At 63.3% G+C, this 23,232-nt stretch carries 20 protein-coding genes; 6 read left to right on the forward strand and 14 right to left on the reverse strand.

Translation table 11 applies throughout. The annotated features are described in order from the left end of the window. Both CAPSK01_RS04680 and CAPSK01_RS04685 read left to right on the forward strand, forming a co-directional pair. The coding region (locus CAPSK01_RS04680) for a polysaccharide deacetylase family protein (RefSeq protein WP_034923169.1) at positions 1–434 on the forward strand (434 nt) is incomplete at its 5' end. Next, positions 431–1,153, forward strand: coding sequence for a class I SAM-dependent methyltransferase (locus tag CAPSK01_RS04685; RefSeq protein WP_034923171.1), 723 nt, complete (start codon positions 431–433; stop codon positions 1,151–1,153). The genes CAPSK01_RS04680 and CAPSK01_RS04685, both read left to right, overlap by 4 nt. 103 nt (positions 1,154–1,256) lie before the next feature. Here CAPSK01_RS04685 and CAPSK01_RS04690 read toward each other — a convergent pair whose 3' ends face one another. The 9 genes from CAPSK01_RS04690 to CAPSK01_RS21840 form a co-directional block, all read right to left on the reverse strand. Next, positions 1,257–3,398, reverse strand: coding sequence for a hypothetical protein (locus tag CAPSK01_RS04690; RefSeq protein WP_273703095.1), 2,142 nt, complete (start codon positions 3,396–3,398; stop codon positions 1,257–1,259). Between the two features lie 239 nt (positions 3,399–3,637). Further along, positions 3,638–4,951 carry a phosphate regulon sensor histidine kinase PhoR gene (gene phoR / locus CAPSK01_RS04695; RefSeq protein WP_273703096.1) on the reverse strand — a complete coding sequence of 438 codons (1,314 nt, stop codon included), beginning with the start codon at positions 4,949–4,951 and terminating at the stop codon, positions 3,638–3,640. Further along, positions 4,948–5,658 carry a phosphate regulon transcriptional regulator PhoB gene (gene phoB / locus CAPSK01_RS04700; RefSeq protein ID WP_034923175.1) on the reverse strand — a complete coding sequence of 237 codons (711 nt, stop codon included), beginning with the start codon at positions 5,656–5,658 and terminating at the stop codon, positions 4,948–4,950. The genes phoR and phoB overlap by 4 nt, the downstream gene beginning before the upstream one ends. Next, positions 5,655–6,353, reverse strand: a complete 699-nt coding sequence (phoU, locus tag CAPSK01_RS04705) for a phosphate signaling complex protein PhoU (protein WP_034923177.1) — start codon at positions 6,351–6,353, stop codon at positions 5,655–5,657. Before phoU ends, phoB begins: the two co-directional genes overlap by 4 nt. Before the next feature lie 96 nt (positions 6,354–6,449). Beyond that, complete coding sequence (gene pstB, locus CAPSK01_RS04710) at positions 6,450–7,232, reverse strand: phosphate ABC transporter ATP-binding protein PstB (protein ID WP_034923179.1); 783 nt, start codon at positions 7,230–7,232, stop codon at positions 6,450–6,452. 14 nt (positions 7,233–7,246) lie between these two features. Beyond that, positions 7,247–8,089, reverse strand: a complete 843-nt coding sequence (pstA, locus tag CAPSK01_RS04715) for a phosphate ABC transporter permease PstA (protein ID WP_273703097.1) — start codon at positions 8,087–8,089, stop codon at positions 7,247–7,249. Between the two features lie 17 nt (positions 8,090–8,106). Next, positions 8,107–9,093 (reverse strand): phosphate ABC transporter permease subunit PstC, encoded by a 987-nt coding sequence (pstC, locus tag CAPSK01_RS04720; protein WP_273703098.1) that lies wholly within the window; start codon positions 9,091–9,093, stop codon positions 8,107–8,109. An 80-nt stretch (positions 9,094–9,173) separates the two neighbouring features. After that, positions 9,174–10,190, reverse strand: coding sequence for a phosphate ABC transporter substrate-binding protein PstS (pstS, locus tag CAPSK01_RS04725; RefSeq protein WP_034923183.1), 1,017 nt, complete (start codon positions 10,188–10,190; stop codon positions 9,174–9,176). A gap of 290 nt (positions 10,191–10,480) precedes the next feature. Next, the gene (locus tag CAPSK01_RS21840; RefSeq protein WP_273703099.1) at positions 10,481–11,599 is read right to left on the reverse strand and encodes a c-type cytochrome; all 1,119 of its coding nucleotides are present in this window, start codon (positions 11,597–11,599) and stop codon (positions 10,481–10,483) included. A gap of 612 nt (positions 11,600–12,211) precedes the next feature. On the opposite strand from CAPSK01_RS21840, the gene CAPSK01_RS04735 reads away from it, so the two are divergent. The 3 genes from CAPSK01_RS04735 to CAPSK01_RS04745 all read left to right on the forward strand — a co-directional run bounded on the left by CAPSK01_RS04735 (position 12,212) and on the right by CAPSK01_RS04745 (position 15,565). Further along, positions 12,212–13,147 carry an alpha/beta hydrolase gene (locus CAPSK01_RS04735; RefSeq protein ID WP_273703100.1) on the forward strand — a complete coding sequence of 312 codons (936 nt, stop codon included), beginning with the start codon at positions 12,212–12,214 and terminating at the stop codon, positions 13,145–13,147. Between the two features lie 76 nt (positions 13,148–13,223). Then, positions 13,224–14,759, forward strand: a complete 1,536-nt coding sequence (locus CAPSK01_RS04740) for an AMP-binding protein (protein WP_034923185.1) — start codon at positions 13,224–13,226, stop codon at positions 14,757–14,759. 2 nt (positions 14,760–14,761) lie between these two features. Continuing rightward, complete coding sequence (locus CAPSK01_RS04745; protein ID WP_034923187.1) at positions 14,762–15,565, forward strand: SDR family NAD(P)-dependent oxidoreductase; 804 nt, start codon at positions 14,762–14,764, stop codon at positions 15,563–15,565. Positions 15,566–15,633: 68 nt separating this feature from the next. Here the strand turns inward: CAPSK01_RS04745 and paaY are convergent, their stop codons facing one another. Beyond that, positions 15,634–16,245, reverse strand: a complete 612-nt coding sequence (gene paaY / locus CAPSK01_RS04750; RefSeq protein WP_034923189.1) for a phenylacetic acid degradation protein PaaY — start codon at positions 16,243–16,245, stop codon at positions 15,634–15,636. A 232-nt stretch (positions 16,246–16,477) separates the two neighbouring features. On the opposite strand from paaY, the gene ipdC reads away from it, so the two are divergent. Continuing rightward, positions 16,478–18,103 carry an indolepyruvate/phenylpyruvate decarboxylase gene (gene ipdC / locus CAPSK01_RS04755; protein ID WP_034923191.1) on the forward strand — a complete coding sequence of 542 codons (1,626 nt, stop codon included), beginning with the start codon at positions 16,478–16,480 and terminating at the stop codon, positions 18,101–18,103. An 84-nt stretch (positions 18,104–18,187) separates the two neighbouring features. Here ipdC and CAPSK01_RS04760 read toward each other — a convergent pair whose 3' ends face one another. The 4 genes from CAPSK01_RS04760 to CAPSK01_RS04775 all read right to left on the reverse strand — a co-directional run bounded on the left by CAPSK01_RS04760 (position 18,188) and on the right by CAPSK01_RS04775 (position 23,057). Beyond that, positions 18,188–18,946: an ABC transporter ATP-binding protein gene (locus CAPSK01_RS04760; protein ID WP_034923193.1), complete on the reverse strand. Its 759-nt coding sequence runs from the start codon at positions 18,944–18,946 to the stop codon at positions 18,188–18,190. Next, complete coding sequence (locus tag CAPSK01_RS04765) at positions 18,943–20,718, reverse strand: branched-chain amino acid ABC transporter ATP-binding protein/permease (protein ID WP_034923196.1); 1,776 nt, start codon at positions 20,716–20,718, stop codon at positions 18,943–18,945. Before CAPSK01_RS04765 ends, CAPSK01_RS04760 begins: the two co-directional genes overlap by 4 nt. Next, complete coding sequence (locus CAPSK01_RS04770; RefSeq protein WP_034923198.1) at positions 20,715–21,749, reverse strand: branched-chain amino acid ABC transporter permease; 1,035 nt, start codon at positions 21,747–21,749, stop codon at positions 20,715–20,717. Before CAPSK01_RS04770 ends, CAPSK01_RS04765 begins: the two co-directional genes overlap by 4 nt. A 153-nt stretch (positions 21,750–21,902) precedes the next feature. After that, positions 21,903–23,057 carry an ABC transporter substrate-binding protein gene (locus CAPSK01_RS04775; protein ID WP_034923200.1) on the reverse strand — a complete coding sequence of 385 codons (1,155 nt, stop codon included), beginning with the start codon at positions 23,055–23,057 and terminating at the stop codon, positions 21,903–21,905. Positions 23,058–23,232 lie beyond the last annotated feature (175 nt).

Raw genomic sequence — 23,232 nt, forward strand, 5'->3', positions numbered from 1 at the left:
GCCGCGGCCACCGCGTCGAGAACCACGGCGACTCGCATTCATCCGCCTTCGCCGCCTTCGGCATGCGCCGCATGCACGCCGACATCGCGGCCGCACAGAGCACGCTGTCCGACATCACCGGTCAGGCGCCGCGCTTCTTCCGGCCGACGGCGGGACTGCGCAGCCCGCTACTCGACCCGGTGCTGGCGCGTCTCAATCTGCAACTCGCGGCATGGACACGCCGCGCCTTCGACACCCGCGAGGGAGATCCGCAGCGCGTCTTCCAGCGGCTGACCCGCCATCTCGGCGCCGGCGACATCCTGCTGCTGCACGACGGCCACGCCGCGCGCACACCCACCGGCGAAGCGCTGATCGTCGCCGTGCTGCCCCGGCTGCTGCAGGCCATCGCGGAGAATCGCCTCAACCCCGTCACCCTGACGAATGCTCTGGCATGAACGAACCCTTCCTGTCCGCACTGCTCGAAGACGCCAGCCGCCCCTTCCGTGCCAGCGGACATTTCGCCTACTACTATGCGCGCGGCAAGCTGTCCGGCGACTGCATCTTCCGCGAACTTCTCAGGCGCGGCATCTTTCCCGCCGAAGGGTGCTTTCTCGACCTCGGTTGCGGCCAGGGCAGCCTGTTTTCGTGGCTGCTGGCGGCGCGCGCACGCTACGAGAAAGGTCACTGGCCGAGCGACTGGGCGGCCGCCCCGAAGCCGCTGCGCCTGCGCGGCTATGAGCTGATGGCCAGGGATGTCGAACGCGCCCGGCGCGCCTTCGGCCAGCAACACCCGATCGTCGACATCCGGCAAGGCGACATGTGCGCAGTCGATTTCGGCCATGCGGAGGTCGTCACCATCCTCGACGCGCTGCATTACATCGACCACGCGCGTCAGGAAGACGTCCTGACGCGGATTCGGGCAGCACTGCCACCAGGCGGGCTGTTCGTCACGCGCGTCGGCGATGCCGGCGCCGGCCTTCCCTACCACCTCTGCAACTGGGTCGATCACGCGGTCACCTTCTGCCGCGGCCACCGCCTGGCGAAGCTCTACGGGCGCACGCTTGCGCAATGGTCCGAACTCCTCGACGCGCTCGGCTTTTGCGTCGAAACGCTGCCGATGAACGAGGGCAAGCCCTTTGCCAACAACATGCTGGTGTGCCGGCTGCCGGCATGAACGTCCTGCCGGCCATGCAGCCGCTGGTCGTTGCCCACGGTAAATTTGATGACGGCTCCTATACTCTCGTTGGCACCGTTGGATTTCTTATCCTTCCCTTCCGTCAACGCCCGAATTCGAACGACGGCTGCGAAATCGAACCAATCACCTCGCCGGTTCCGGGTTTCACGAAAGCGGCAAGCCATGTGTACCGTCCGGGCGGCTCGCTGCCCGTGAACCGATAGGTGAAGACCGGCGCTTCGTAGCGCTCGACGACCCAGCTTTTCAGCACCGGCAGCGGGCTTGGGGTGAAGCTGTTGTTCGGTTGCCAGAACAGAGCGCACGCCGACGTCGTGCAGCCGGGTAGCTGCAGCGCCAGGTACACGTCCACCGTCGTTTCCGCCGTCCCGGGCAAGAGCCGAGCGTTCAGGGTCAGCACGTCGCCGGGTTGGAAACGACGTTGGTTGAGCGAAACCCCTACCCGCGGCTGCAGCAGCGCGAGCAACGGGTCACCGCTGTGCGCGAAGTGCACCCACGCGGTGGGCGAAACGCCTGGCATCGTCGTGTTCCACGGGGGCAGCGATCCGCCGTACCAGGCGTCGGCCGCGCCGGGAAATGCACCAGCGTATGCGCGGCCGGCAGGGATCTGCATCGCGGCCACCTCCTGCATGACGAGGTTGGCATCGCGAATGCCCGCGGCGGCGGCTTGCCCGATGAATTCGACCGCCGGGGTGAAAGGCCCGGCAATGTCACCGAAGCCACGACGCGTTCCATCGAACGAGTTCACACGCATCGTCGAATAGGTGAACCCGGCCGATTCAAGCGCCTCGGCGTTGCGGCCGACCGCGCGCAGGAACGTCACGCCCCAACTGCCCGCCACGTCCAGCGCAGTGGCCGCGTCTTCGGCGCGCGCGCCGGTCTTCATTCGGTGCTGAATCGGATCCCACCCGCGCGCGAAAATGCCGCGGCCCAGTCGCTCGGCATCGCTCGCACGCCCAGCCGCCAGCAGCCCGAAATAGGCCGACACATTGCCTTCGATGCCCAACGAAGTGATGTCGTCATAACCGCCGGTGCGGCCGATCTGCGCGACGATCCACGATGCGCCGCGCTCGATAGCGGCGGCCAGCGCCGGATCGTTTTCGTACAGGCCACTGTGTCGCAGCCTGGCCAGCGCAATCAGCGCCCAGCCAGTGTTGCCGATCCACTGGCAGGCGTCGACATCGCGGATATCGCGCTCATTGCCGTTGCACGGCACTGCCTGCGTTGTCCGTTGCGGCGGTGCAAGCACACCCGATTGCGGGCTATGCGCGGTGAACCAGGCCCCGGATTGGGCAGCATCGGGCGCGATCTGCAGCGCGATCAGCCGCGCCCCCAAGCGCTGCGCAGCGTCGCGGTAGGTTGCGTCGCCAGTCAGCGAGTGTTCGTGCAAAAAGACAAGCAGCGCTTCGGCCTGCGCGTAGATGTTGAAATTGGGCGTCGGCTCGGTGAACCAGGCCGGAACCAGGCCGGCGCCCGGCCCGGATGGGACGACGCGCTCGACCAGCGCGCGCGCTGCCGCTTGGCGAATCGCGGGTACGGGCGCCACCGGCTCGAACGTAGCTTGCACTTCGCGCCGTGGGCCGCCGGGCCTCAGGTTTACAACTGCAAACTCGTCGAAGTACATCGTCGCCGCGTGCGGATCGGCCTTGCCGCCGACCCCTGGGATGTTCCACACCTCGTTGTCCTCGGCGCGTACCAGCGCGAGCTCGAGTCCACTCACGCTGCTGAGATCGGGGGCACCGTTGCCGGTGAATTCGCGCAGGTCGATATACAAGGCACGCCACTCAGGAAGGTCGGTCACACTGACCAGCCGCGCGGTGAAAAGCCCGTTGGCCGCTTTGAGCTTGACTTCGACGTTGTCGTGGTTGTCGACGTTCGAGCCCTTCAGCGCCAGCCGCACATGCGTGTAGCCACGCAAATCCTTCGCGGCGGCGAAGGAGCGCTGCACGACGACCCAGCTCGCGCCGCCGACGGGGGCAACGTTGCGCAGGTCGTAACTCAGCGCCAGCGCGTTGCCACTGCAGCCAGCCACCGTGCGCTGCGTCGGCATCGGAATCGACGCGTGCGCGGTGCAGCAGGTATCCCAAGTTGCATCGAAGTTGTCGAGAATCTGATCGACGCGACCATCGCCGCAGGCAATGGCCCAAGGGCTCGCGGACCATGCGTGGTTTGCGGTCGACATGAGGGCAGTCGCAGCGATCATCAGAAATGCGTGGCGGCGTGTCATCGTCGTGTCCCTTTCGGGCAGGCGCCTGGTTGAATTCTTCAGCAATCGTAGCTGGCCGGTTCGGTTTCGATCGCATCGGGAGCGGCACCGGGTCGGTGCCAAGGGGGTCACGAGCTTGCCCAAGGCCTCATATGTAAGTCTAGCCAAACCGACTCACCAGAGCAAGGAAAGGAATCAGCTTGGGAAGCGGGAAACGGCCATGACTTTCATGATCGGGGAGCCTGGAAAAGTCGTCACCGTCAGGCCAGCGGCGGCAAACGCCAGGCCGGAAACTCGGCGCGGAAAGTGCTGCCCTCGCCGACCCGCGACTCGATCAGCAGGGCTGCCTGATGGCGTAGCAGGATGTGCTTGACGATGGCCAGACCGAGACCGGTGCCGCCGGTATCGCGCGAGCGACCACGGTCGACGCGGTAGAAGCGTTCGGTCAGGCGAGGCAGATGCTCAGCGGGAATGCCGACGCCGGAGTCATGCACGGAAAAGACGCCGAGCCGATCGCGGGTGCCCCATTCGATGCGAATCTCGCCGCCGGCCGGCGTGTAGCGAATGGCGTTGGATACCAGATTGCCGAAAGCGCTGTGCAACTCCTTGCGGTTTCCCCGCAGGGCCGGACCATGACAAAAGACCTGAATACCATGCCGGCCTTCGCTGAGGCTTTGCGCTTCGGACAGCAACTGCGCCAGCAGTGGGCCCATTTCGACTTCCTCCTCGCTCGCCGGTGCGTCTTCCGCTTCCAGCCTCGACAAGGTCAGAAGATCGTCGACCAGGCTCAGCATACGTCTTGTCTGGTCGCTCATGATGCGCGCAAAGTACAGCCGCTGCTCGGCACTCATCGCGCCACCGTCGGTGAAATGTTCCAGAAAACCACTGACCACGGTCAGGGGCGTACGCAGCTCGTGCGACACATTGGCCACGAAGGTGCTGCGCATCGCCTCGACGCGGTGGGCATCGGTCACATCGAGACTGACCAGCAACTGCTTGTGCTTCCCCAGAGGGACGGCCCGGATGGCATAGACGCGGCTGCGTGCAGCCTTCGACCGGAGGATGAAGGGGGCCTGCCCGTCGGGGTTGCCGAGGTAATCGGCAAAACCTGGAAGGCGCACCAGTTGTTCGATGATCGCTCCGTCATCGCGCGGCAGGCGGATGCTCAGGTGTTCGCCGGCAGCGCGATTGCTCCACTGGATCTGGTGACTGGCGTCGAGGATCACGAGACCGTCCGGAACGGCGTCCATGGCCTCCCGGAACGACTGCAGTTCGGCCTCGATCTCCTCGACCCGGCGGGCATCATGATGCAACCTGCGCGACAGCCTGGTGAAGACTTCGCCCCAGGCACCACCGGCGTCAGGCACTCTTCCGGCACGATCCGGGGCATCGAGCCACGCTGCCAGGACCGTCAGCCGCCGGGTCTGCATCAGAACGATCAGCAGCCAGCCAAGCGCTGCGGCCGCCCAGCCCCAGGCTGCGCCATGGACCAACCCGAGCAGCAGCGCCGGCGCAACGATCGGCAGCACACCGCTCAGCAGGATCTTCGCGAACCCCGGTACGGCAGCACTCATGCGGCCGGCAGTGCGCCGAGTTTGTAACCGGTCCCCCGCACGGTCTCGACCATCTGCTCGGCGGCTGGCCCGAGGGCGACGCGCAAGCGCCGGATGTGGATGTCGACGGTGCGGTCTTCGATATAGACGTGATCACCCCAGACATGGTCGAGCAGTTGCTGGCGCGTGTAGACGCGTCCGGCATTGGCCATCAGGAAACGCAGCAGCCGGAATTCGGTCGGGGTCAGGGTGATCCGCCGGCCGAGCACGCGCGCTTCGTGGCTGACGGTGTCCAGCTCGATCGGGCCAGCACTCAGCGTGCCCTTGGCAAACTCGGGAGCGCAGCGGCGCAGTACCGCCTGCACGCGCGCCAACAGTTCCTTGGTACTGAAGGGCTTGACGATGTAGTCGTCGGCGCCGCCTTCGAGCCCGGCAACACGATCCGCCTCCTCGCCACGCGCGGTCAACAGGATGATCGGCATGCTGCGTGTTCGCCGTTCGTTGCGAAGCTTGCCGATCAGCGCCAGCCCGGACTTGCCGGGCAGCATCCAGTCGATCAGCGCGATGTCGGGCAGCGTTTCACGCAGCAGCGTTTCGGCCTCTTCGGCGGTGTCGGCACAGACTGGCTGGTAGCTGCCGCAGACGAGCGTGAAGCGCAGAAGCTCCTGGATGCCTCGGTCGTCCTCGACGACAAGCACCCGTGGCAGACTGGAAACCGAGGTGTTCATGCCTTCTCCGCTTTCCTGGCGGCGCTGCCGGTATGCCGAACATCGATGCCGCTGACGGTGTAGATGACGTTTTCGGCGATATTGGTCGCGTGATCACCCACCCGTTCAATGGCCTTGGCGATCCAGATGATGTCGAGCGCCTCGCTGATCGTGCGCGGGTCTTCCATCATGTAAGTGACCAGTTGCCGCAGGATCGAATTGAAAGCGGCATCGATCTCCTTGTCTGCCCTGATCACCTGGCGGGCCGCGTCGACATCCATGCGGGCCAGCGAGTCAAGTGCGCCCTGAAGCATTGCAGCGACCAGACTGCCGCAATGATGGAGATCGGACAGTCGCGGGATGCGCTGCCCGCTGACCCGATGCAGCTTGCGCGACTTGTTGGCGATCTTGGCCGCCTTGTCGCCGCTGCGCTCGAGGTCGGTGACAATCCGCGAGATGGCCATCACCAACCGCAGGTCGCAAGCCGCGGGTTGCCGGCGTGCGATGAGCAGTGTACAGTCCTCATCGATGCCGACTTCGTAAGCATCCACTTCAGCGTCCGTCCGGACGACTTCCTGCATGGCCTCGATATTGCCGGTGTTGAAGGCGTCGATCGCCGCCATCAACTGCCTCTCGACCAGACCACCCATCTGCAGGACGCGGGTACGGACACCTTCAAGTTCAAGATCGAACTGCTTGCTGAGATGACTGCTCATGGGGCTGGCCTCATATTTTGAAAAGGGAATCACGCCTGCAGGATACGGGAGCGATGTGACCGCAGGATGACGGCAGGTCTGACGAGCGGCATGGCATCAGCCGAAGCGCCCGGTAATGTAGTCCTCGGTCTGCTGCTTTTTCGGCTTGACGAACAGTTCCCGGGTATTGCCAAATTCGATCAATTCGCCGAGATACATGAATGCCGTGTAATCGGAGATGCGCGCCGCCTGTTGCATGTTGTGGGTGACGATCGCAATCGAGTAATCGGACTTGAGTTCGTTGATCAACTCCTCGATCTTGGCGGTGGACAGCGGATCCAGTGCGGATGTGGGTTCATCCAGCAGCACCACATCGGGTTTGACCGCGATCGTGCGCGCGATACACAAGCGCTGCTGCTGGCCACCCGACAGCGACAGCCCGCTCTGCTGCAGCTTGTTCCGGGTTTCTTCCCACAATGCCGCCTTGCGCAGCGCCCATTCGACGCGCTCGTCCATACCTGACTTTGCCAGGGGTTCGTAGAGCCGCACACCGAAAGCGATGTTTTCGTAGATGGTCATCGGAAACGGCGTCGGCTTCTGGAAGACCATGCCAATCCTGGCACGCAGCAGATTGACATCCTGTTTCCTGTCAAGCAGGTTCCGGCCATGGAAGATGATCTGCCCTTCCGCGCGCTGGCCCGGATAGAGATCGTACATGCGGTTGAAGGTCCTCAGCAGGGTGGACTTGCCGCAACCGGAAGGGCCGATGAACGCCGTCACCTTGTTTTGCGCGATGTCCAGGGAAACCTTGTTGAGACCCCGGAAGTCACCGTAATAGAAACTCAGGTCGCGGACTGCCAGAATGGCTTCGCCGTCGACAGCTTGTTGATGGGCGGACATGGGAGACTCCGGGTCTAGTCTGAGGATTTTCTGCGGAACAGGACGCGTGCGACGATGTTGATCGCGAGCACCATCAGGGCAATCAGCAGCGCACCGCCCCACGCCAGGTTCACCCAGTTGTCGTACGGGCTCATCGCGAACTGGAAGATCACCACCGGCAGGTTGCCCATTGGTTGCGACATGTCGGTACTGTAGAACTGGTTGTTCAGCGCGGTAAACAAGAGCGGCGCGGTTTCTCCGGTGACCCGGGCGATGGCCAGCAGGATGCCGGTCAGCACACCCGCCTTGACCGCACGCAGGGTGACTTTCAAGGACACCTGCCAGTGCGGCGCGCCGACCGCGAAAGCCGCCTCGCGCAGGCTGCCGGGCACCAGCAGCAGCATGTTCTCGGTTGTTCGCACCACCACCGGAATGGCGATCAGCGACAAGGCCAGCGACCCTGCCCAGCCGGAGAAACCGCCCAGGGTCTCCACCGCCAGGGCATAGACGAACAGTCCGACGACGATCGAAGGGGCCGACAGCATGATGTCGGTGACGAAACGGGTCGCGGCGGCAAATCGGGATTTGCCGCCAAATTCGGCCAGGTAGATGCCGGCGAAAATTCCGACCGGCGTCGAAACCAGAGCGGTGGCGCCAACGATCAACAGGCTGCCGACGATGGCATTGCGCAGTCCGCCGCCTTCACTGCCCGGTGCCGGCGTGTCCTGGGCGAACAAATCCCAGCTCAGCGCCGCGAAGCCGTTATAGAACAGGGTCCAGAGAATCCACAGCAGCGCGAGCAAACCGAAGGCCATCGCCAGCATCGACAGGCCAATACCGATGCGGTTGGTCAGGATCCGGCGAGAATAGCGATTCATGACAGGCCTCCCCCTTCTCATTTGCCTTGCCTGGCAAGGCCGCGTTGGATCAACCAGCGGGAAATCGCCAGCACCACGAAAGTGATGACGAAAAGGACCAGGCCGAGGGCGAACAAGGCAGAAATATGCAGGCCGGGATCGGCCTCACCGAATTCATTGGCCAGCGTCGAGGCGATTGAGGTTCCTGGTGCGAACAGGCTGCCGACGATGCGGTTGGCGTTGCCGATCACGAAGGTGACGGCCATGGTTTCTCCGAGTGCGCGGCCCAGGCCCAGCATGATGCCGCCAATGACGCCGACGCGGGTGTAGGGCAAGACCACGCCGGTGACGACTTCCCAGGTAGTGCAGCCGAGACCATACGCCGATTCCTTGAGTTGTGCCGGCACGGTTTCGAAGACGTCACGCATCACCGAGGCCACGAAGGGAATCACCATCAGCGACAACACGATGGCGGCGGTGAGAATACCGACACCAATCGGTGGGCCGGCAAACCAGCCGCCGATCACCGGCAGGTCGCCGAAGACCGTTTGCAGATACGGTTGCACGTGTCTGGCGAATAGCGGCGCAAACACGAACAACCCCCAGATGCCATAGATGATCGAAGGTACACCGGCCAGCAGTTCGATGGCGGTACCCAGCGGGCGGCGCAACCAGACCGGGCAGGTTTCGGTGAGGAACAGGGCAATGCCGAAACTGACCGGCACGGCGATGAGCAGTGCAATGGCCGAGGTCACGACGGTGCCGTAGATGGCGCTAAGCGCGCCGAACTGCGCTTCCGGGACATTCCAGACAGGGGTCCACAGGAAAGCCGCACCAAATTCCCTGAACGCCGGTAGCGCTTCAACCGCCAGGGCGATCAATATGCCCGTGAGCGCGGCCAGGACAAGCAGGGCGAACAGCAGGGTCAATTGATGAAAGAGCGTGTCCTGCAGCTTGAACTTTCTGATCTGTCTGGCCTGGAGATCGGACCTGACGGGTCTGCTGGTGGACATCACTGCGCTCATGGCGATCATTCCTCACGTGGACAGGCGGTTTCCAAAGGTCAACGCCGGAACGGTTTGCGGGCAGGTTTCGCCCGCAAACCTTATTTGATGTTCTTCATCTCGGCTTCGACCATCTTCACCACGCTCGCAGGGAGCGGCACGAAACCCAGATCCTCGGCCATCTTCTGGCCGTTATTCAGGGCCCAGCCAAAGAAGTCAACCACGCCTTTCTGTTTGGCAGCATCGGTCCCCTTCTCGTAGGCAAGAATGTAGGTCGCACTGGTGATCGGCCAGGCATCCTTGTGAGCCTGGTCGAGCAAGTCGGGAGCCATGCCCTTGACTTTGAAGTTGGCGCCGGCGGCCGCAGCCTCGACGGCGTCCTGTGTCGGCACGATGTAGTGACCGAACTTGTTCTTCAGGGCCACGAAGTTCATCTTGTTCTTCGTGGCATCGGCGATATCAACGTAGCCAATGGCGCCGGCAATCTTCTGCACGTTGGCCGCAACGCCGGGGTTGCCCTTGCCACCAACGCCGTTGGCGGGCCAGTTCACCGTGTTGCCGGCACCGACCTCGTTCTTGAATGACGCCGACTGCCGGGCCAGATAGTTCGAAAAAACGAAGGTGGTTCCCGATCCGTCGGAACGGAAAGCCACGGTAATCGCCAGATCGGGCAGTTTGAGACCGGGGTTCAGGTTGACGATGGCCGGGTCGTTCCACCGCCTGATGGCGCCCCGGAAGAGGTCGGCAACCGTGGGGCCATCGAGTTTCAGTTTGCCGGACTCAACGCCGGGAACATTGATCACCAGGGTCACGCCGCCCATCACGGTCGGGACCTGTACCAGGCCGGCAGCATCGAGATCGGATTCGCTCAGCGGGGCGTCGGTACCGCCGAAGTCTACGGTCCTGGCCTTGATCTGCTTGACGCCGCCAGAAGAACCGATGCCCTGATAGTTCACCCGGTTCCTGGTGGCCGTCTGATAGGCCTCGGCCCATTTGGTGTACACGGCGTAAGGGAAGGTGGCGCCGGCGCCGGTAATGTCGGCAGCCAGCGTGGAAAGGCTCAGGGACAGGGCTGCGGCCAGGGTAGAAAGCTTGCACAGGGTGCGATGGGTCGTCATTTTCAATCTCCGGACAGTAAGGTCTTGCGACAGTCTATCGGTCGATCATTGCGGGATTGTGACGACGACGATCAGCGGCAGATCCGAAACCAGCCGGTGTCATGCCTCAAGTCGTGTGCCGAATGTCGATGCCGCTGACGATCGGGTGGCCCCGGAAAGGCGGAACCAGACACCGGCATGCAAGGCGCAAGTGGCCCTGGCGGCGCTGAAGCGCTGGAAAACGATGCATCCGAGAATTTGGGTGGACCTCCTCGCTTGCGCGGGCTCCCACCAGGAACAACAATGTTCAGTCAGTCGTGCTTGAAGTCGAATTTGGCCTCGATCGCCTGCGAACTGCCTTGCTTGCGAACCTGCACCATGATCGTGTAGGGGGTCTTCTCCGGCATCCGGAAATAGTTGCCGTAACTGATGGCACTGCCGATCTCCATGAGTTCGAGCTTCTTCGTTTCGACCCCGGTGACCGGATTGGCGACGCGCGCCTCGACTTCGGCATCCTTGATGACGGCTTTGTTATCGCTGTTACGCAACGAGATGTTCAAGTGGTAATAGGCCTTGCCGCTGGGGATACCCCCATGCATCGAACTCTCGTAGTCCGGAGTCGGATGCCGTGCGCGTATCGATTCCGCGGACACAATGCCCAGATCGATTTCGGTCCCCGCGATGACCTTGTGCATGCCATCGGCTTTCGTCGCCGGCACAGCCGCAGCCGCCGCAGTGCCCCCTGTTTGCACGGTACCCTTGTTGAACATGTAGACGATCGCGCTGCGTATTTCGGCGTCGGTCAGGTCGGCCTGGCCGCCGCGGGCAGGCATGCCGCCATGCCCCTGGATCGCCGACCGCACGACGACATCGAGCCCCTCTTTGACGCGCGGTATCCAGGCTTCCCGATCGCCGATCCTTGGCGCGCCGCCCTCGCCCGTCTGGTGGCATTTGACGCACCGTGCCAGCACGATCTGCTCGCCGGTACGCTCGGATGCCCGTGCCGTCCTGCTGACTGGCTCCGTCCAGTTGCCGCCTGATTGATTCACCATATAGGTAATCGCGCGCTCGATTTCGGTATCCGTGAGATTGATATTTCCGCCATGCGGCGGCATCTGCCGGATGCCGTTAAGCGCATTTTTTGTGAGCCCGGTCAGGCCCTGGGATGCACGTTTTGCCCAAGCTTGCTTGTCACCGATCTTCGGCGCGCCATTCGCGCCACTGCCGTGGCAGGTGAAGCAGGATTCCTCCACCACATCCTTGCCACTGCGCTCGACACCCTGCGCCGAAGCCGTGACGGGCGCGATGCCCGTGGTCAACGCGAAGATGGTGGGTATCGCAAATTGCTTCAGTACCGAGTCGAGCGTGCGATCAATTACCACGTGAGTCCTGTGCGTCATGAGCATTCCCCTTTTCTTGACGATGCCCACCGGCCGAACCGCGATCCGGAGGACGAGAAATTAATCTGAATCTGAAAGTCGTGTCAGCGACTTACAAATCCTGCCCTGAACTTTGTCGAAGAACTCCCCTCCCCTCGCGGGGAAGGGGAAAACGGCCCCATGACTTTCATGACCGTCAGGAAAAACAACGCCAATGTCGTTAAAAGTATAGTCAAGGGAAGACGGAAAATCCAACCGCATCGGGGATGCGAGTCATTGGTGCAGTCAACCAGGCGATAGCCCGACTGTTGCAGTCGGAAAAGCTGGCGACATTGGGCCACCTGGTGGCGGGCGTGGCACACGAACTGAACAGGGCAAGGTTCACCTTGACCTTGCCGCGCACGGCGCCGGATCACGAGGTTCTGGCCTGAATGGTTCTGTGCGGGCGGAATTTCTGGTGAAGATGCGGCCTGCCGGCAGGCGGCGATTGACTTCGCTTGCCCGATGCGAGGATACTCTCAATGGCATCATTGAATTTCCGGACCCTGCCGCAGGCAGTATCGGCCACGACCCTCGGGCTGACATGCTGCCCAGCTGGCATGGGATCAGGGAGTTACCATTTTCTTTTCGATCCAAATCACTGAACGACATCGGGGCTCAATCATGGCAATACTCAAGGAATTCGAAGAACTGGTGGTGACCTCACGAGCCGGCCAGGCGACCAGCGGCCGTTTGCACGAGATGCGCGAAGGCTCGGTACGCTGCCTGGGGCCGCATGGTCTGCACCGCATGGCTTACGTCGAGTGGGGCGACCCGGCAAATCCACGCGTCCTGATCTGCGCGCACGGCCTGACCCGCAACGGCCGCGATTTCGACGTCCTGGCCAACGCCCTGGCAGACGACTACCGGGTCGTCTGCCCGGACGTCGTCGGGCGCGGCCGCAGCGACCGGTTATTCTTCGCCGATGACTACGGCGTGCCGGTTTACGCCAACGACATGATGACGCTGATCGCCCGCCTCGCGGTCGACTCGGTACACTGGCTGGGAAGTTCGATGGGCGGCCTGATCGGCATGTTCCTTGCGAGCCTGCCGGGCTCGCCAATCAGCCGGCTGGTGCTCAACGACGTCGGGCCGACGATCGGTATCGACGCCCTGCAGCGCATTGGTGAATATCTCGGCAAGGCTCCGGATTTCGCCGATCTGGCCGAAGCAGAAGCCTATGTGCGCGTCGTGTGTGCGCCGTTCGGCGCCCTTACTGACGCGCAGTGGCGCTTCATGACCGTCGTCGGCACGCGCGCCAAGCCTGATGGCGGCTTCGAGATGAACTATGACCGCGCGATCGCCCAGCCCTACCAGAAGGCCTTCCTGGAGGCCAAGGAGATCAACCTCTGGCCGATGTACGACGCCATCCTCTGCCCGACGCTGGTCCTGCGCGGTGCGCAATCGGACATCCTGCTGCACGACACCGCCGCCGAGATGACGACCCGCGGACCGCGGGCAAAGCTCGTCGAAGTGCCGGCAGTGGGCCATGCCCCGATGTTCCTCGAAGAATCGCAGGTACGCATCGTCCAGGACTTCCTGCTCGCCGATCAGGGCTGAGCGCAGGGCCTGGCGTGTCCCGAGCACAGCCGACTTCCGGCAGGACGGCGCGCCTGCTCGGTTCGCTATTCCAGCGATGAATCTCGCGCATCTGCTCGCCCGCACCGCTCGGGTTCTTCCCGAGCAACCGGCGATCGCGCTCGGCACGCGCGAGCTTTGCTCGTACGGTGAATTGTTCCGTCGTGCAGCGACGATCGCCGGCGGTCTGCGCGGTCTGATGGGTTTGCAGACTGGCGACCGGGTCGCGCTGTTCATGGCCAATTGTCCGCAGTACCTCGAACTGCTCTACGGTATCTGGCATGCCGGCCTGGTGGCCGTGCCGATCAACCACAAGCTGCACGCGCGCGAAGTGGCCTTCATCGTTGACGATTCGGCGGCCGCGTTGCTGTTCGTTGCTGACGACCCAGGCGAAGACGAGCGAATCTGGCGCGAGAAAAATCCGGACCTGCGCGTCGTTCCGGTCGACGCCGCGACCTACCGACGACTGACCAGCACCGACCCGATTGCCGTCGTGCCGCGCCTTCCCGACGATCTGGCCTGGCTTTTCTATACCTCGGGAACCACCGGCCAGCCGAAAGGCGTGATGCTCTCGCAGCGCAACCTGCTGGCGATGACCCTGGCCTACTTCCCGGACGTGGACCAGGTCACACCATCCGACAGCATCCTCTATGCGGCGCCGATGTCGCACGGCGCCGGCATGTACAACTTCGCGCATGTGCTGGTCGGCGCACGCCATGTCGTCCCCGAATCGGGCGGCTTCGACGCGCATGAGATCGTTTCGCTGTCGCAGCGCTTCGGCCAGGTGTCGCTATTTGCCGCACCCACGATGGTCCGCCGTCTGGTCGACCAGGTCGCCGAGCGAAGTGCCGACTGCAGCGGCATCAAGACCATCGTCTATGGAGGCGGACCGATGTATCTTGAAGACATCCGGCGATCGCTCGACGTGCTTGGCGATCGCCTGGTGCAGATCTACGGGCAAGGCGAAAGCCCGATGACGATCACCGCGCTGTCGCGCCGGCATCTGGCGGACCGCGCCCACCCGCGCTATCGCGAGCGAATCGCGTCGGTTGGTGTCGCGCACAGCGTCGTCGAGGTCGTCATCGCCGATGCCGACGACCAGCCCTTGCCCGCCGACGCCACCGGCGAAGTACTCGTGCGCGGCGAAACCGTGATGCAGGGCTACTGGCGAAACCCGCAAGCGACGGCAACGACGCTGCGCAACGGCTGGCTGCATACCGGCGACATCGGCAGCCTCGATGCCGACGGCTTCCTGACGCTGAAGGACCGCTCCAAGGACGTGATCATCAGCGGCGGCACCAACATTTATCCGCGCGAAGTCGAGGAAGTGCTGCTGCGGCACGCGGCGGTGGCCGAGGTCTCGGTGGTCGGCCGGCCCAGCGCCGAGTGGGGCGAGGAAGTGGTCGCCTTCGTCGTTTGCCAGGCAAGCGTATCGGTGCCGATCGCCGAACTCGATCGACTGTGCCTCGACTCGATCGCCCGCTTCAAACGGCCGAAAGACTACATTTTTGTCGCGGCGCTGCCCAGGAACCACTACGGCAAGGTGCTCAAGACCGCGTTGCGGCGCCACTGGACTCATCAGGGAGAGGACTGATCATGGGCAAACGCCTGCAGGACAAGGTGGCCATCGTCACTGGCAGTGGCTCGATCGGGCCGGGATGGGGCAACGGCAAGGCGATGTCGGTGCTGTTCGCCCGCGAGGGCGCCAGGGTGGTCGGCGCTGACATCGATGCCGAAGCGGGCGCGGCGACGCAAAAAATCATTGACGATGAAGGGGGAATCGGCATCACCGTCGTCGCCGACGTGGCTCGCGCCGCCGACGTCGAACGCCTGGTGGCGACGGCACTCGACGCCTACGGGCGCATCGACATCCTGGTCAACAATGTCGGCATCGCCGTCGTCGGCGGTCCGGCGGAACTGGACGAGGCGGCCTGGGACCGGCTGATGAGCATCAACCTCAAGAGCGTCTACCTGACCTGTCACCACGTGCTGCCGGTGATGATCCGCCAGCACGCCGGCGCGATCGTCAACAATGCCTCGGTGGCCGTGCTCGGCTGGGCCGGTGTCAACTACGGCTTCTACGCTGCCAGCAAGGGAGCCATGGTGGCGATGACGCGCACCATGGCCATTCGGCACGCGCCCGACGGCATCCGCGCCAACTGCGTCCTGCCCGGACTGATGAATACGCCGCTGGTGCATGCCGCACTCACCCGCGTCTATGGCGAGGAAGGCGATATCGCCAACCTGATCCGCACGCGCGACGCCCAGTGCCCGCTCGGTCACATGGGCGACGCCTGGGATACCGCCCATGCGACGCTGTTCCTGGCCTCCGACGAAGCCAAGTACATCACCGCCACCGAACTCGTCGTCGATGGCGGTCTGTCGGCACGCTTCGCGTAGCCGGTCCGGCGGCACGCCTGTGGCGAACACGGCCGGGGCCGGTCCGGCCGGGCTCACGAATCATCAAATCAGCGCTTTTTCAGTTCGACCAGCGGGATCACGTCCGGCATGTGGATGCGCGGGCGATCGGGCTCGGCTTCGCGAAGCGGTTCGCATTCGACCATCGTGGTCAGGCAGCGACGGGCAAGGTCCTGGTAGGTGTGGGTACCTTCGACCTTCCATGCCCTTTCCTCATCGGAGAGGAGGCGGATGACCCGGGCCGGAATACCGGCGGCGAGGCTGCGCGGCGGGATCTCGACGCCGGCCTTGACGAAGGCGCAGGCGGCAACCATCGCGGATTCGCCGATGATGGCGTTGTCCATGATCACTGCATTCATGCCGACCAGCGCGTTCCTTTCGACACGGCAACCGTGCAGCACGGCACCGTGGCCGATGTGGCCGTCTTCGCCAACGACGGTGTCGGTGCCGGGAAAGCCATGCATGACACAGGTATCCTGGAGGTTGGCGCCGCGTTCGAGGATCAGCCGCCCGAAATCGCCGCGCAAGCTGGCGCAGGGGCCGACATAGCAGCCCGGGCCGACGATGACATCGCCGATCAGGACGGCGGTCGGATGGACGAAGGCCGTCGGGTCGACCACGGGCACGATTCCGTCGATTGCATAGACGCGCAGGGTATTCATGAACAGCCTCCCGAAAGGTGGAACGGGGATTCTATCCATGAACGGCCGTTTCTCGGTACAGTATTGGCAGAAAACCACAGGGTAAATTGGTTTTCAGTCATTCCGGGGGGCAAGCCGGAATCCGGCCGGTCCATCGACCTGGGGTTCAGAAGCCTGGTTACATCCTGCAGAACAGAACGCCACGATGAGCGTTCCACACCCGATCATTGCAGGTCTTTTGCGAGGAGTCCGCATGAACATCACCGAATCCCTGCTGCATGCCCTGAAGGCGCATGGCGCCCATGAAATCTTCGGAATCCCCGGCGATTTTGCCCTGCCCTATTTCCGCATCATCGAGGAAAGCGGTATCCTGCCGCTCTACACGCTCTCGCACGAACCCGGCGTCGGTTTCGCGGCCGATGCGTCGGCGCGCTACCATGGCACGCTCGGCGTCGCCGCGGTCACCTATGGCGCGGGCGCGCTCAACATGGTCAATGCCGTCGCCTCGGCCTTTGCCGAGAAGTCGCCGCTGGTCATCCTCTCCGGCGGCCCTGGCAAGAACGACGCGCGCTCCGGGCTGCTGCTCCACCATCAGGCGAAGACGCTCGACTCGCAGTTCCAGATCTACCGCGAGATCACCTGCGACCAGGTACGTCTCGACGACCCGGCCCGCGCACCGGCCGACATCGCGCGCGTGCTGGCGAGTTGCCGCCGGCATTCGCGACCCGTCTACATCGAACTGCCGCGTGACATGGTGGGCGCACCCTGCGCCACGGCGCCAACGATCGAACCCGCCGGACCCGACCCCGATGCGCTCGCCGCCTGTGTCGACGAAATCCTCGGCCGGCTGGCTGCCGCCACGGCACCGGTCCTGATGGTCGGCGTCGAGGTCCGGCGTTTCGGCCTGGAGGCCAAGGCCGCCGAACTTGCCCGCCGACTTGCCCTGCCGGTAGTCACCAGTTTCATGGGGCGCGGCCTGCTGGCTGCAGCCAATGCGCCATTGATGGGCACCTACCTTGGCATTGCCGGGGCGCCAGACGTCACCAAGGCCGTCGAGTCCTCCGACGGACTGTTTCTGCTCGGGGTCATCATTTCCGACACCAATTTCGGCGTATCCGACAAGAAGATCGACCTGCGCAAGACCATCCAGGCGCTCGATGGCCGTGTCGCGATGGGCTACCATACCTACGACGCGATCAGTCTCGAGTCTCTCGTCGACGCCCTGCTGGCACGGACCGTGCCCTCCGACCGGCACTTCGACGTCAAGAAGCAGGACTACCCCTTCGACCTGCCCGACGACGACACGCCATTGATGCCACTCGACATCGCCACTGCGGTCAACGACCTGATGCGCGACAGGGGCCGCATGCCAATCGCCTCGGACATCGGCGACTGCCTGTTCACGGCGATGGACATCGCCAACACCGAACTCGTTGCCCCCGGCTATTACGCGACCATGGGCTTCGGCGTACCGGCCGGCATCGGACTGCAGGCGGCATCCGGCGAGCGCCCGCTGATCCTGGTCGGCGACGGCGCCTTCCAGATGACCGGCTGGGAACTCGGCAACTGCCGGCGCTTCGGCTTCGATCCGATCGTGATCGTCTTCAACAACCAGTCGTGGGAGATGCTGCGGACCTTCCAGCCGCAATCGGGCTTCAACGACCTCGACGACTGGCACTTCGCCGAGATGGCTCCGGCCATGGGCGGCGAAGGCGTTCGGGTCAGCACGCGGCGCGAACTGAAGCGCGCACTCGCCGCGGCACACGCGACACGGGGCAAATTCCGGCTGATCGAGGTCATGCTGCCACGCGGCGCACTGTCGCCGACGCTGGCGCGCTTTGTGACCGGTCTGCGGCGGCTGACGGCCAACCCGGGTTGAGGCGAGGCCATCATCCCAAGCACCCTCCGGAATCGGAACACCCCCTGTCCAGCCAGCGGCTGACGCGGCGGCTCGATGCCGCGCCTAGTGTCGGCCTCCCAGTCCGAGATAGCTTTCGATGACCCGGGGATCGGTCAGCAGGTCGCGACTGGGCCCTTCCAGCGACAGGCGCCCGGTTTCCAGAACGTAACCATAGTCCGCTACCTGCAGCGCCGCTCGCGCATTCTGCTCGACGAGCAAAATCGCCACGCCGAGCTTCTTGAGCTGAGTGATCGTTCGGAAGATCTCCTTGATGACCAATGGGGCGAGTCCAAGGCTGGGTTCGTCGAGCAGCAACAGCCTGGGTTTGGCCATCAGCGCGCGGCCCATGGCCAGCATCTGGCGTTCGCCTCCGGAAAGCGTGCCGGCCATCTGAGCACGCCGTTCCCGCAACCGCGGAAAGATCTCGAACACCTGATCGATGGTCTCGAGCTGGTCGCGATGACCGGCCCGGTAACGATCAAAAGCACCGAGCAGGAGGTTGTCCTTGACGCTCATCTCGGAAAACAGTTCGCGCTTCTCCGGGACCAGCGTCATCCCCTGGCGGACGAGTTTCTCGACACTGCGTCCGCCATCCTGTTGTTCACCAAGATAGACGATATCCCCGCGTACCGGTAACAGACCGATCAGGGCGCAAAGCAAGGTCGTCTTGCCGGCGCCGTTCGGGCCAATGACGGTGACGATCTCGCCGCGGTGTACCTTGAGGGCAATCCCATGCAGCGCGTCGACCTTGCCGTAGCTGACCGACAGGCTGGAAACCTCGAGAACGACGATCCTTTCGTCGGCACCGGCCAGTTCGCTCATTCGACACCTCCGAGATAGGCTTCGACCACTGCCGGATTCCGCTGTATCTCTTCGGGCAGACCGGCAGCAAGCTTGCGTCCGAACTCCATGACCAGCACGCGATCGGCCAGTCCCATCACGAAGTCCATGTCGTGCTCGACGAGCAGAATGCCGATACCTTCATCACGCAGGCGGCGCAGCAGGTCCGCGAGCGCCTGTTTTTCCATGTAGCGGAGTCCGGCAGCCGGTTCGTCGAGCAGCAGCAGACAGGGATCTGCGGCCAACGCCCTGGCAATCTCGACGATGCGCTGCTTGCCGAGGGGCAGGCTGCCAGCGGCCTCGTACATTTGCTCGGCGAGACCACAGCGCTCGATCTGGGCAGCGGCTTCGCGCAGCAGGCGGGCTTCCTCTTTGCGATCGGTACGACAAGCGGCCGCGATGAAGCTCTTGTTTCCCCGCAAGTGGGCACCGATGGCGACGTTCTCGATGACGCTCATTCCGGCCAGCAGGCGGACATGCTGGAAGGTCCGGCTCATGCCCAGGCGAGCGATGTCGCGCGCCGGCAGGGATTCGACGCGCTGGCCACGAAAGATAACGGTGCCGGAAGTCAGCGGGTCAACGCCGGAGATGCCATTGAACATCGTGCTCTTGCCGGCACCGTTCGGGCCGATCAAGGCCATCACCTCGCCGGCCATGACCGAGAAACTCACCCTTTCGTTGGCGACCAGACCGCCAAAGCGCTTGGTTGCATCCTTGATTTCGAGCAGCAACGAGCCAGGTTTCGGCATGGGGCGGCGCGCCAGCGGCGCAGCCTCGACCACCACCCTGGCCTGCGTCGGTCGCTGCGGCCACCAGCGGGTGATGATCGGCCACACCCCGTCACGCGCGCGATGGAGCACGAAAATCATCAGCAGTCCGAAAACGATGACTTCAAAGTTGCCGCTCTGACCGAACAGTTTCGGCAACCAGTCCTGCAGCCATTGCTTGAGAATGGTGATCAATCCTGCCCCGATGATCGCCCCCCAGACATGCGCGACGCCGCCGACCACTCCCATGAACAGATATTCGATGCCTTGCGTCAGCGAGAAAGGGGTCGGATTGACGAAGCGTTGCAGGTGTGCATAGAGCCAGCCGGAAACACTGGCGTAGAGTGCGGCGATGGTAAAGATGACGATTTTCGCGCGCGGCGTGTTGACCCCCATGGCTTCGGCCATCAGCGAGCCGCCGCGCAAGGCGCGGATGGCGCGCCCCTCGCGCGAGTCGAGCAAGTTGCGCGTGGCAAGGACGAAAACCAGCAAGACCACCCAGATCAGATAGAAGAACGCGCGCCCGGATTTGATTTCCAGGTCAAGGACTTGCAAAGATGGAATGCCGCTGATGCCGGTGTGACCCCCAAGCGCTTCGAGGTTACCGAACAGATAGTAGAGGCTGATTCCCCAGGCGATCGTCCCTAACGGTAGAAAGTGTCCGGATAGCCGCAAGGTCACGATACCGATGGACAGGGCGATGAGCGCGGTGGCCAGCAGACCGGCCGGCAGAGTCAACCATGGCGAGACCCCGTGCACGGTCGTCAGGTAAGCCGAAGTATAGGCGCCCAGGCCGACGAACGCCGCCTGGCCAAACGAAGTCAGACCGCCCACGCCGGTCAGCAGGACCAGCCCGAGGGCAACGATCGCGTAAAGCCCGATGTAGTTGAGCAGCGTGATGTAGAACTCGGGCAGCAGTAGCGGTGCCAGCGCCAGGGCGGTAATGAACAACAGCAGGACGGTCGTGGTATGCGCAGCGTGTTTCATTCCTCCTCCACATGGTGCGTTTTCAGCGAGCGCCAGAGCAGCACCGGAATGATCAGCGTGAACACGATGACCTCTTTGAAAGCACTGGCCCAGAACGACGAATATGATTCGAGCAGGCCGACCAGGATGGCACCGGCGGCGGCAACCGGATAACTTGCCAGACCGCCGATGATCGCTCCGACAAATCCCTTGAGGCCGATCAGGAAACCCGAGTCATAGTAGATCGTCGTGATGGGTGAAATCAGGATGCCGGAGAATGCGCCGATTGTCGCCGCCAGGGTGAACGACAGCATGCCGGCCAAGGTTCCGGAAATACCCATCAGGCGCGCGCCGGTGCGGTTCATCGCCGTGGCGCGCAGCGCCTTGCCGTAAATCGTCCGCTCGAAAAAGAAATACAAGGCCATGATCAGCAGCACGCTGGTCACGACGACCAGAACCGCCTGCCCCTGCAAGAGGGCATCGCCGAGCGAGAAACTGACATCGGAAAATGGCAGGGTGCGCGAACCTTCGGCTCCGAAGAACAGCAGTCCGATGCCCATCAAGGTCACGTGCACCGCCACCGAAACGATCAGCAGGACCAGCACCGAGGCTTCGGCAATCGGCTGGTAAGCCAGGCGATAGATCATCGGCCCGAGCGGTACGACCAGCATCAGCGCGAGACCGACTTGCAGCGGTAATGGCAGGGTGGCCGCGGGAATGGCGAACAGGGTACCGGCGAGCAGCAGCGGCAGCACGCAATAGACCGACACAATCCACAGGCCCCGCCTGAACTGACGGTTGCGCAGCGCCAGAGCGCCATCGATCAAGGCGATCAGCGTGCCCAGGGCCAGCAACAGCCAGAGGGTTCCGGGCAGCTTGCCGGCCTGCAGACTGACCAGGGTCAGGGCGCCAAAGGCGACAAACTCTCCCTGCGGGATGAAGATCACTCGCGTCACGGCAAAAACCAGGACCAGCGCCAGCGCCAGCAGCGCGTAAATGGCGCCGTTGGTCAGGCCGTCCTGTCCAAGCAGCAAGGCAATTTGCATGTCCATCAGCACTGCTCCAGTCGATCCCCCGGCAGCCGCAGGTCTGGCTGCCTGGGAACAGGCGAGCAGGCGTCGTCATGCCGGGACTTGGCCAATGCTTGCCGGCAAGGCCAGCAAGCTCTACCGGTTGCCGTACCCGGCCGCCGGCTTGCAACCCGCTTACTGGACAAGTTTCCAGCCACCACCGTCGATCTTGACCATCACCCGTGCGCGCTGGTCGAAGCCGAGGTGATCCTGGGGACTCATATTGAATACACCATGCGTGACGGTCAGGTTTTTCGTGTTTTCGATGGCGTCGCGCAGCCCCTTTCGGAACTCCGGCGTTCCGGGCTGACCTTTCTTCAGGGCTTCGGGAATGGCATTGCCGAGCAGCATCGTGGCGTCCCAGGCGTACGCGCCAAAAGCCGATACCGATCCCTTGCCGTACGCTGCCTCATATTTGTTGACGTACTCCAGCGCCACCTTCTTGATCGGGTTGCTGTTGGGCAACTGTGCCGCGACCAGTACCGGACCGGTCGGCATGAAGGTGCCGTCGCAATCCTTGCCGCACACCCGCAGGAAGTCCGCGTTGGCCGCGCCGTGGGTCTGATACATGATTCCCTTGTAACCCTTTTCCTTGAGCGCTTTCTGCGGCAAGGCAGCCGGTGTGCCGGAGCCGCCCACCAGCACCGCGTCCGGCTTCGCGGCCAGGATCTTGAGCGCCTGACCGGTCACCGAGGTATCGGTGGGATTGAAACGTTCGTTGGCCACGATCTGGATCTTGCGCACCTCGGCAATCTTCGAGAACTCGTTCCACCAGCCTTCGCCATAGGCATTGGCAAACCCGACATAAGCGACTGTCCTGACATTGTTGTTGGTCATGTGCTCGACAATCGCCGTCGCCATCTGCGCGTCGCTCTGCGGCACCTTGAACACCCAGGCACGTTTGGCGTCCATGGGCTCGATGATGCGTGTCCCCGCGGCCATGCTGATCATCGGTGTCTGTGCCTCGGCGACAACGTCGATCATGGCCAGTGAATTCGGCGTGGTTGTCGAGCCGATGATCACGTCGACCTTGTTCTCGGCAATCAGCTTGCGCGTGTTCTTGACTGCCGTAGTGGTATCCGACGCATCGTCGAGAATGATGTAGTTGATCTTCTGCCCGGCGATCGTCGTCGGTACCAACGTCAAGGTGTTTTTCTCTGGAATGCCCAGCGAAGCCGCCGGCCCGGTAGCGGACACGGTGACCCCAACGTTCACGTCGGCATGCACAGGCGCGGCGAGTGCCGCTGTCAGCATGGTCAACAGCCAGGCAATCGATGGTTCTCTTTTCATTGTCTCCTCCAATACGATGGATAATTTTGTTGTCGCCACTGAACTTAGCGGCGTGTCGCTATTCTGAAGCCATGGTAATCACGGCACAAGTGAAAATCAGTCGGCATGATCCTGGTCGATACCTCGATCTGGAATCACACTGCTGGGGGGACGCGTCGTGCGGCCGGGGTCGACC

It is taken from the genome of Candidatus Accumulibacter vicinus (assembly GCF_000584955.1).
Classification (GTDB): Bacteria; Pseudomonadota; Gammaproteobacteria; order Burkholderiales; family Rhodocyclaceae; genus Accumulibacter; species Accumulibacter vicinus.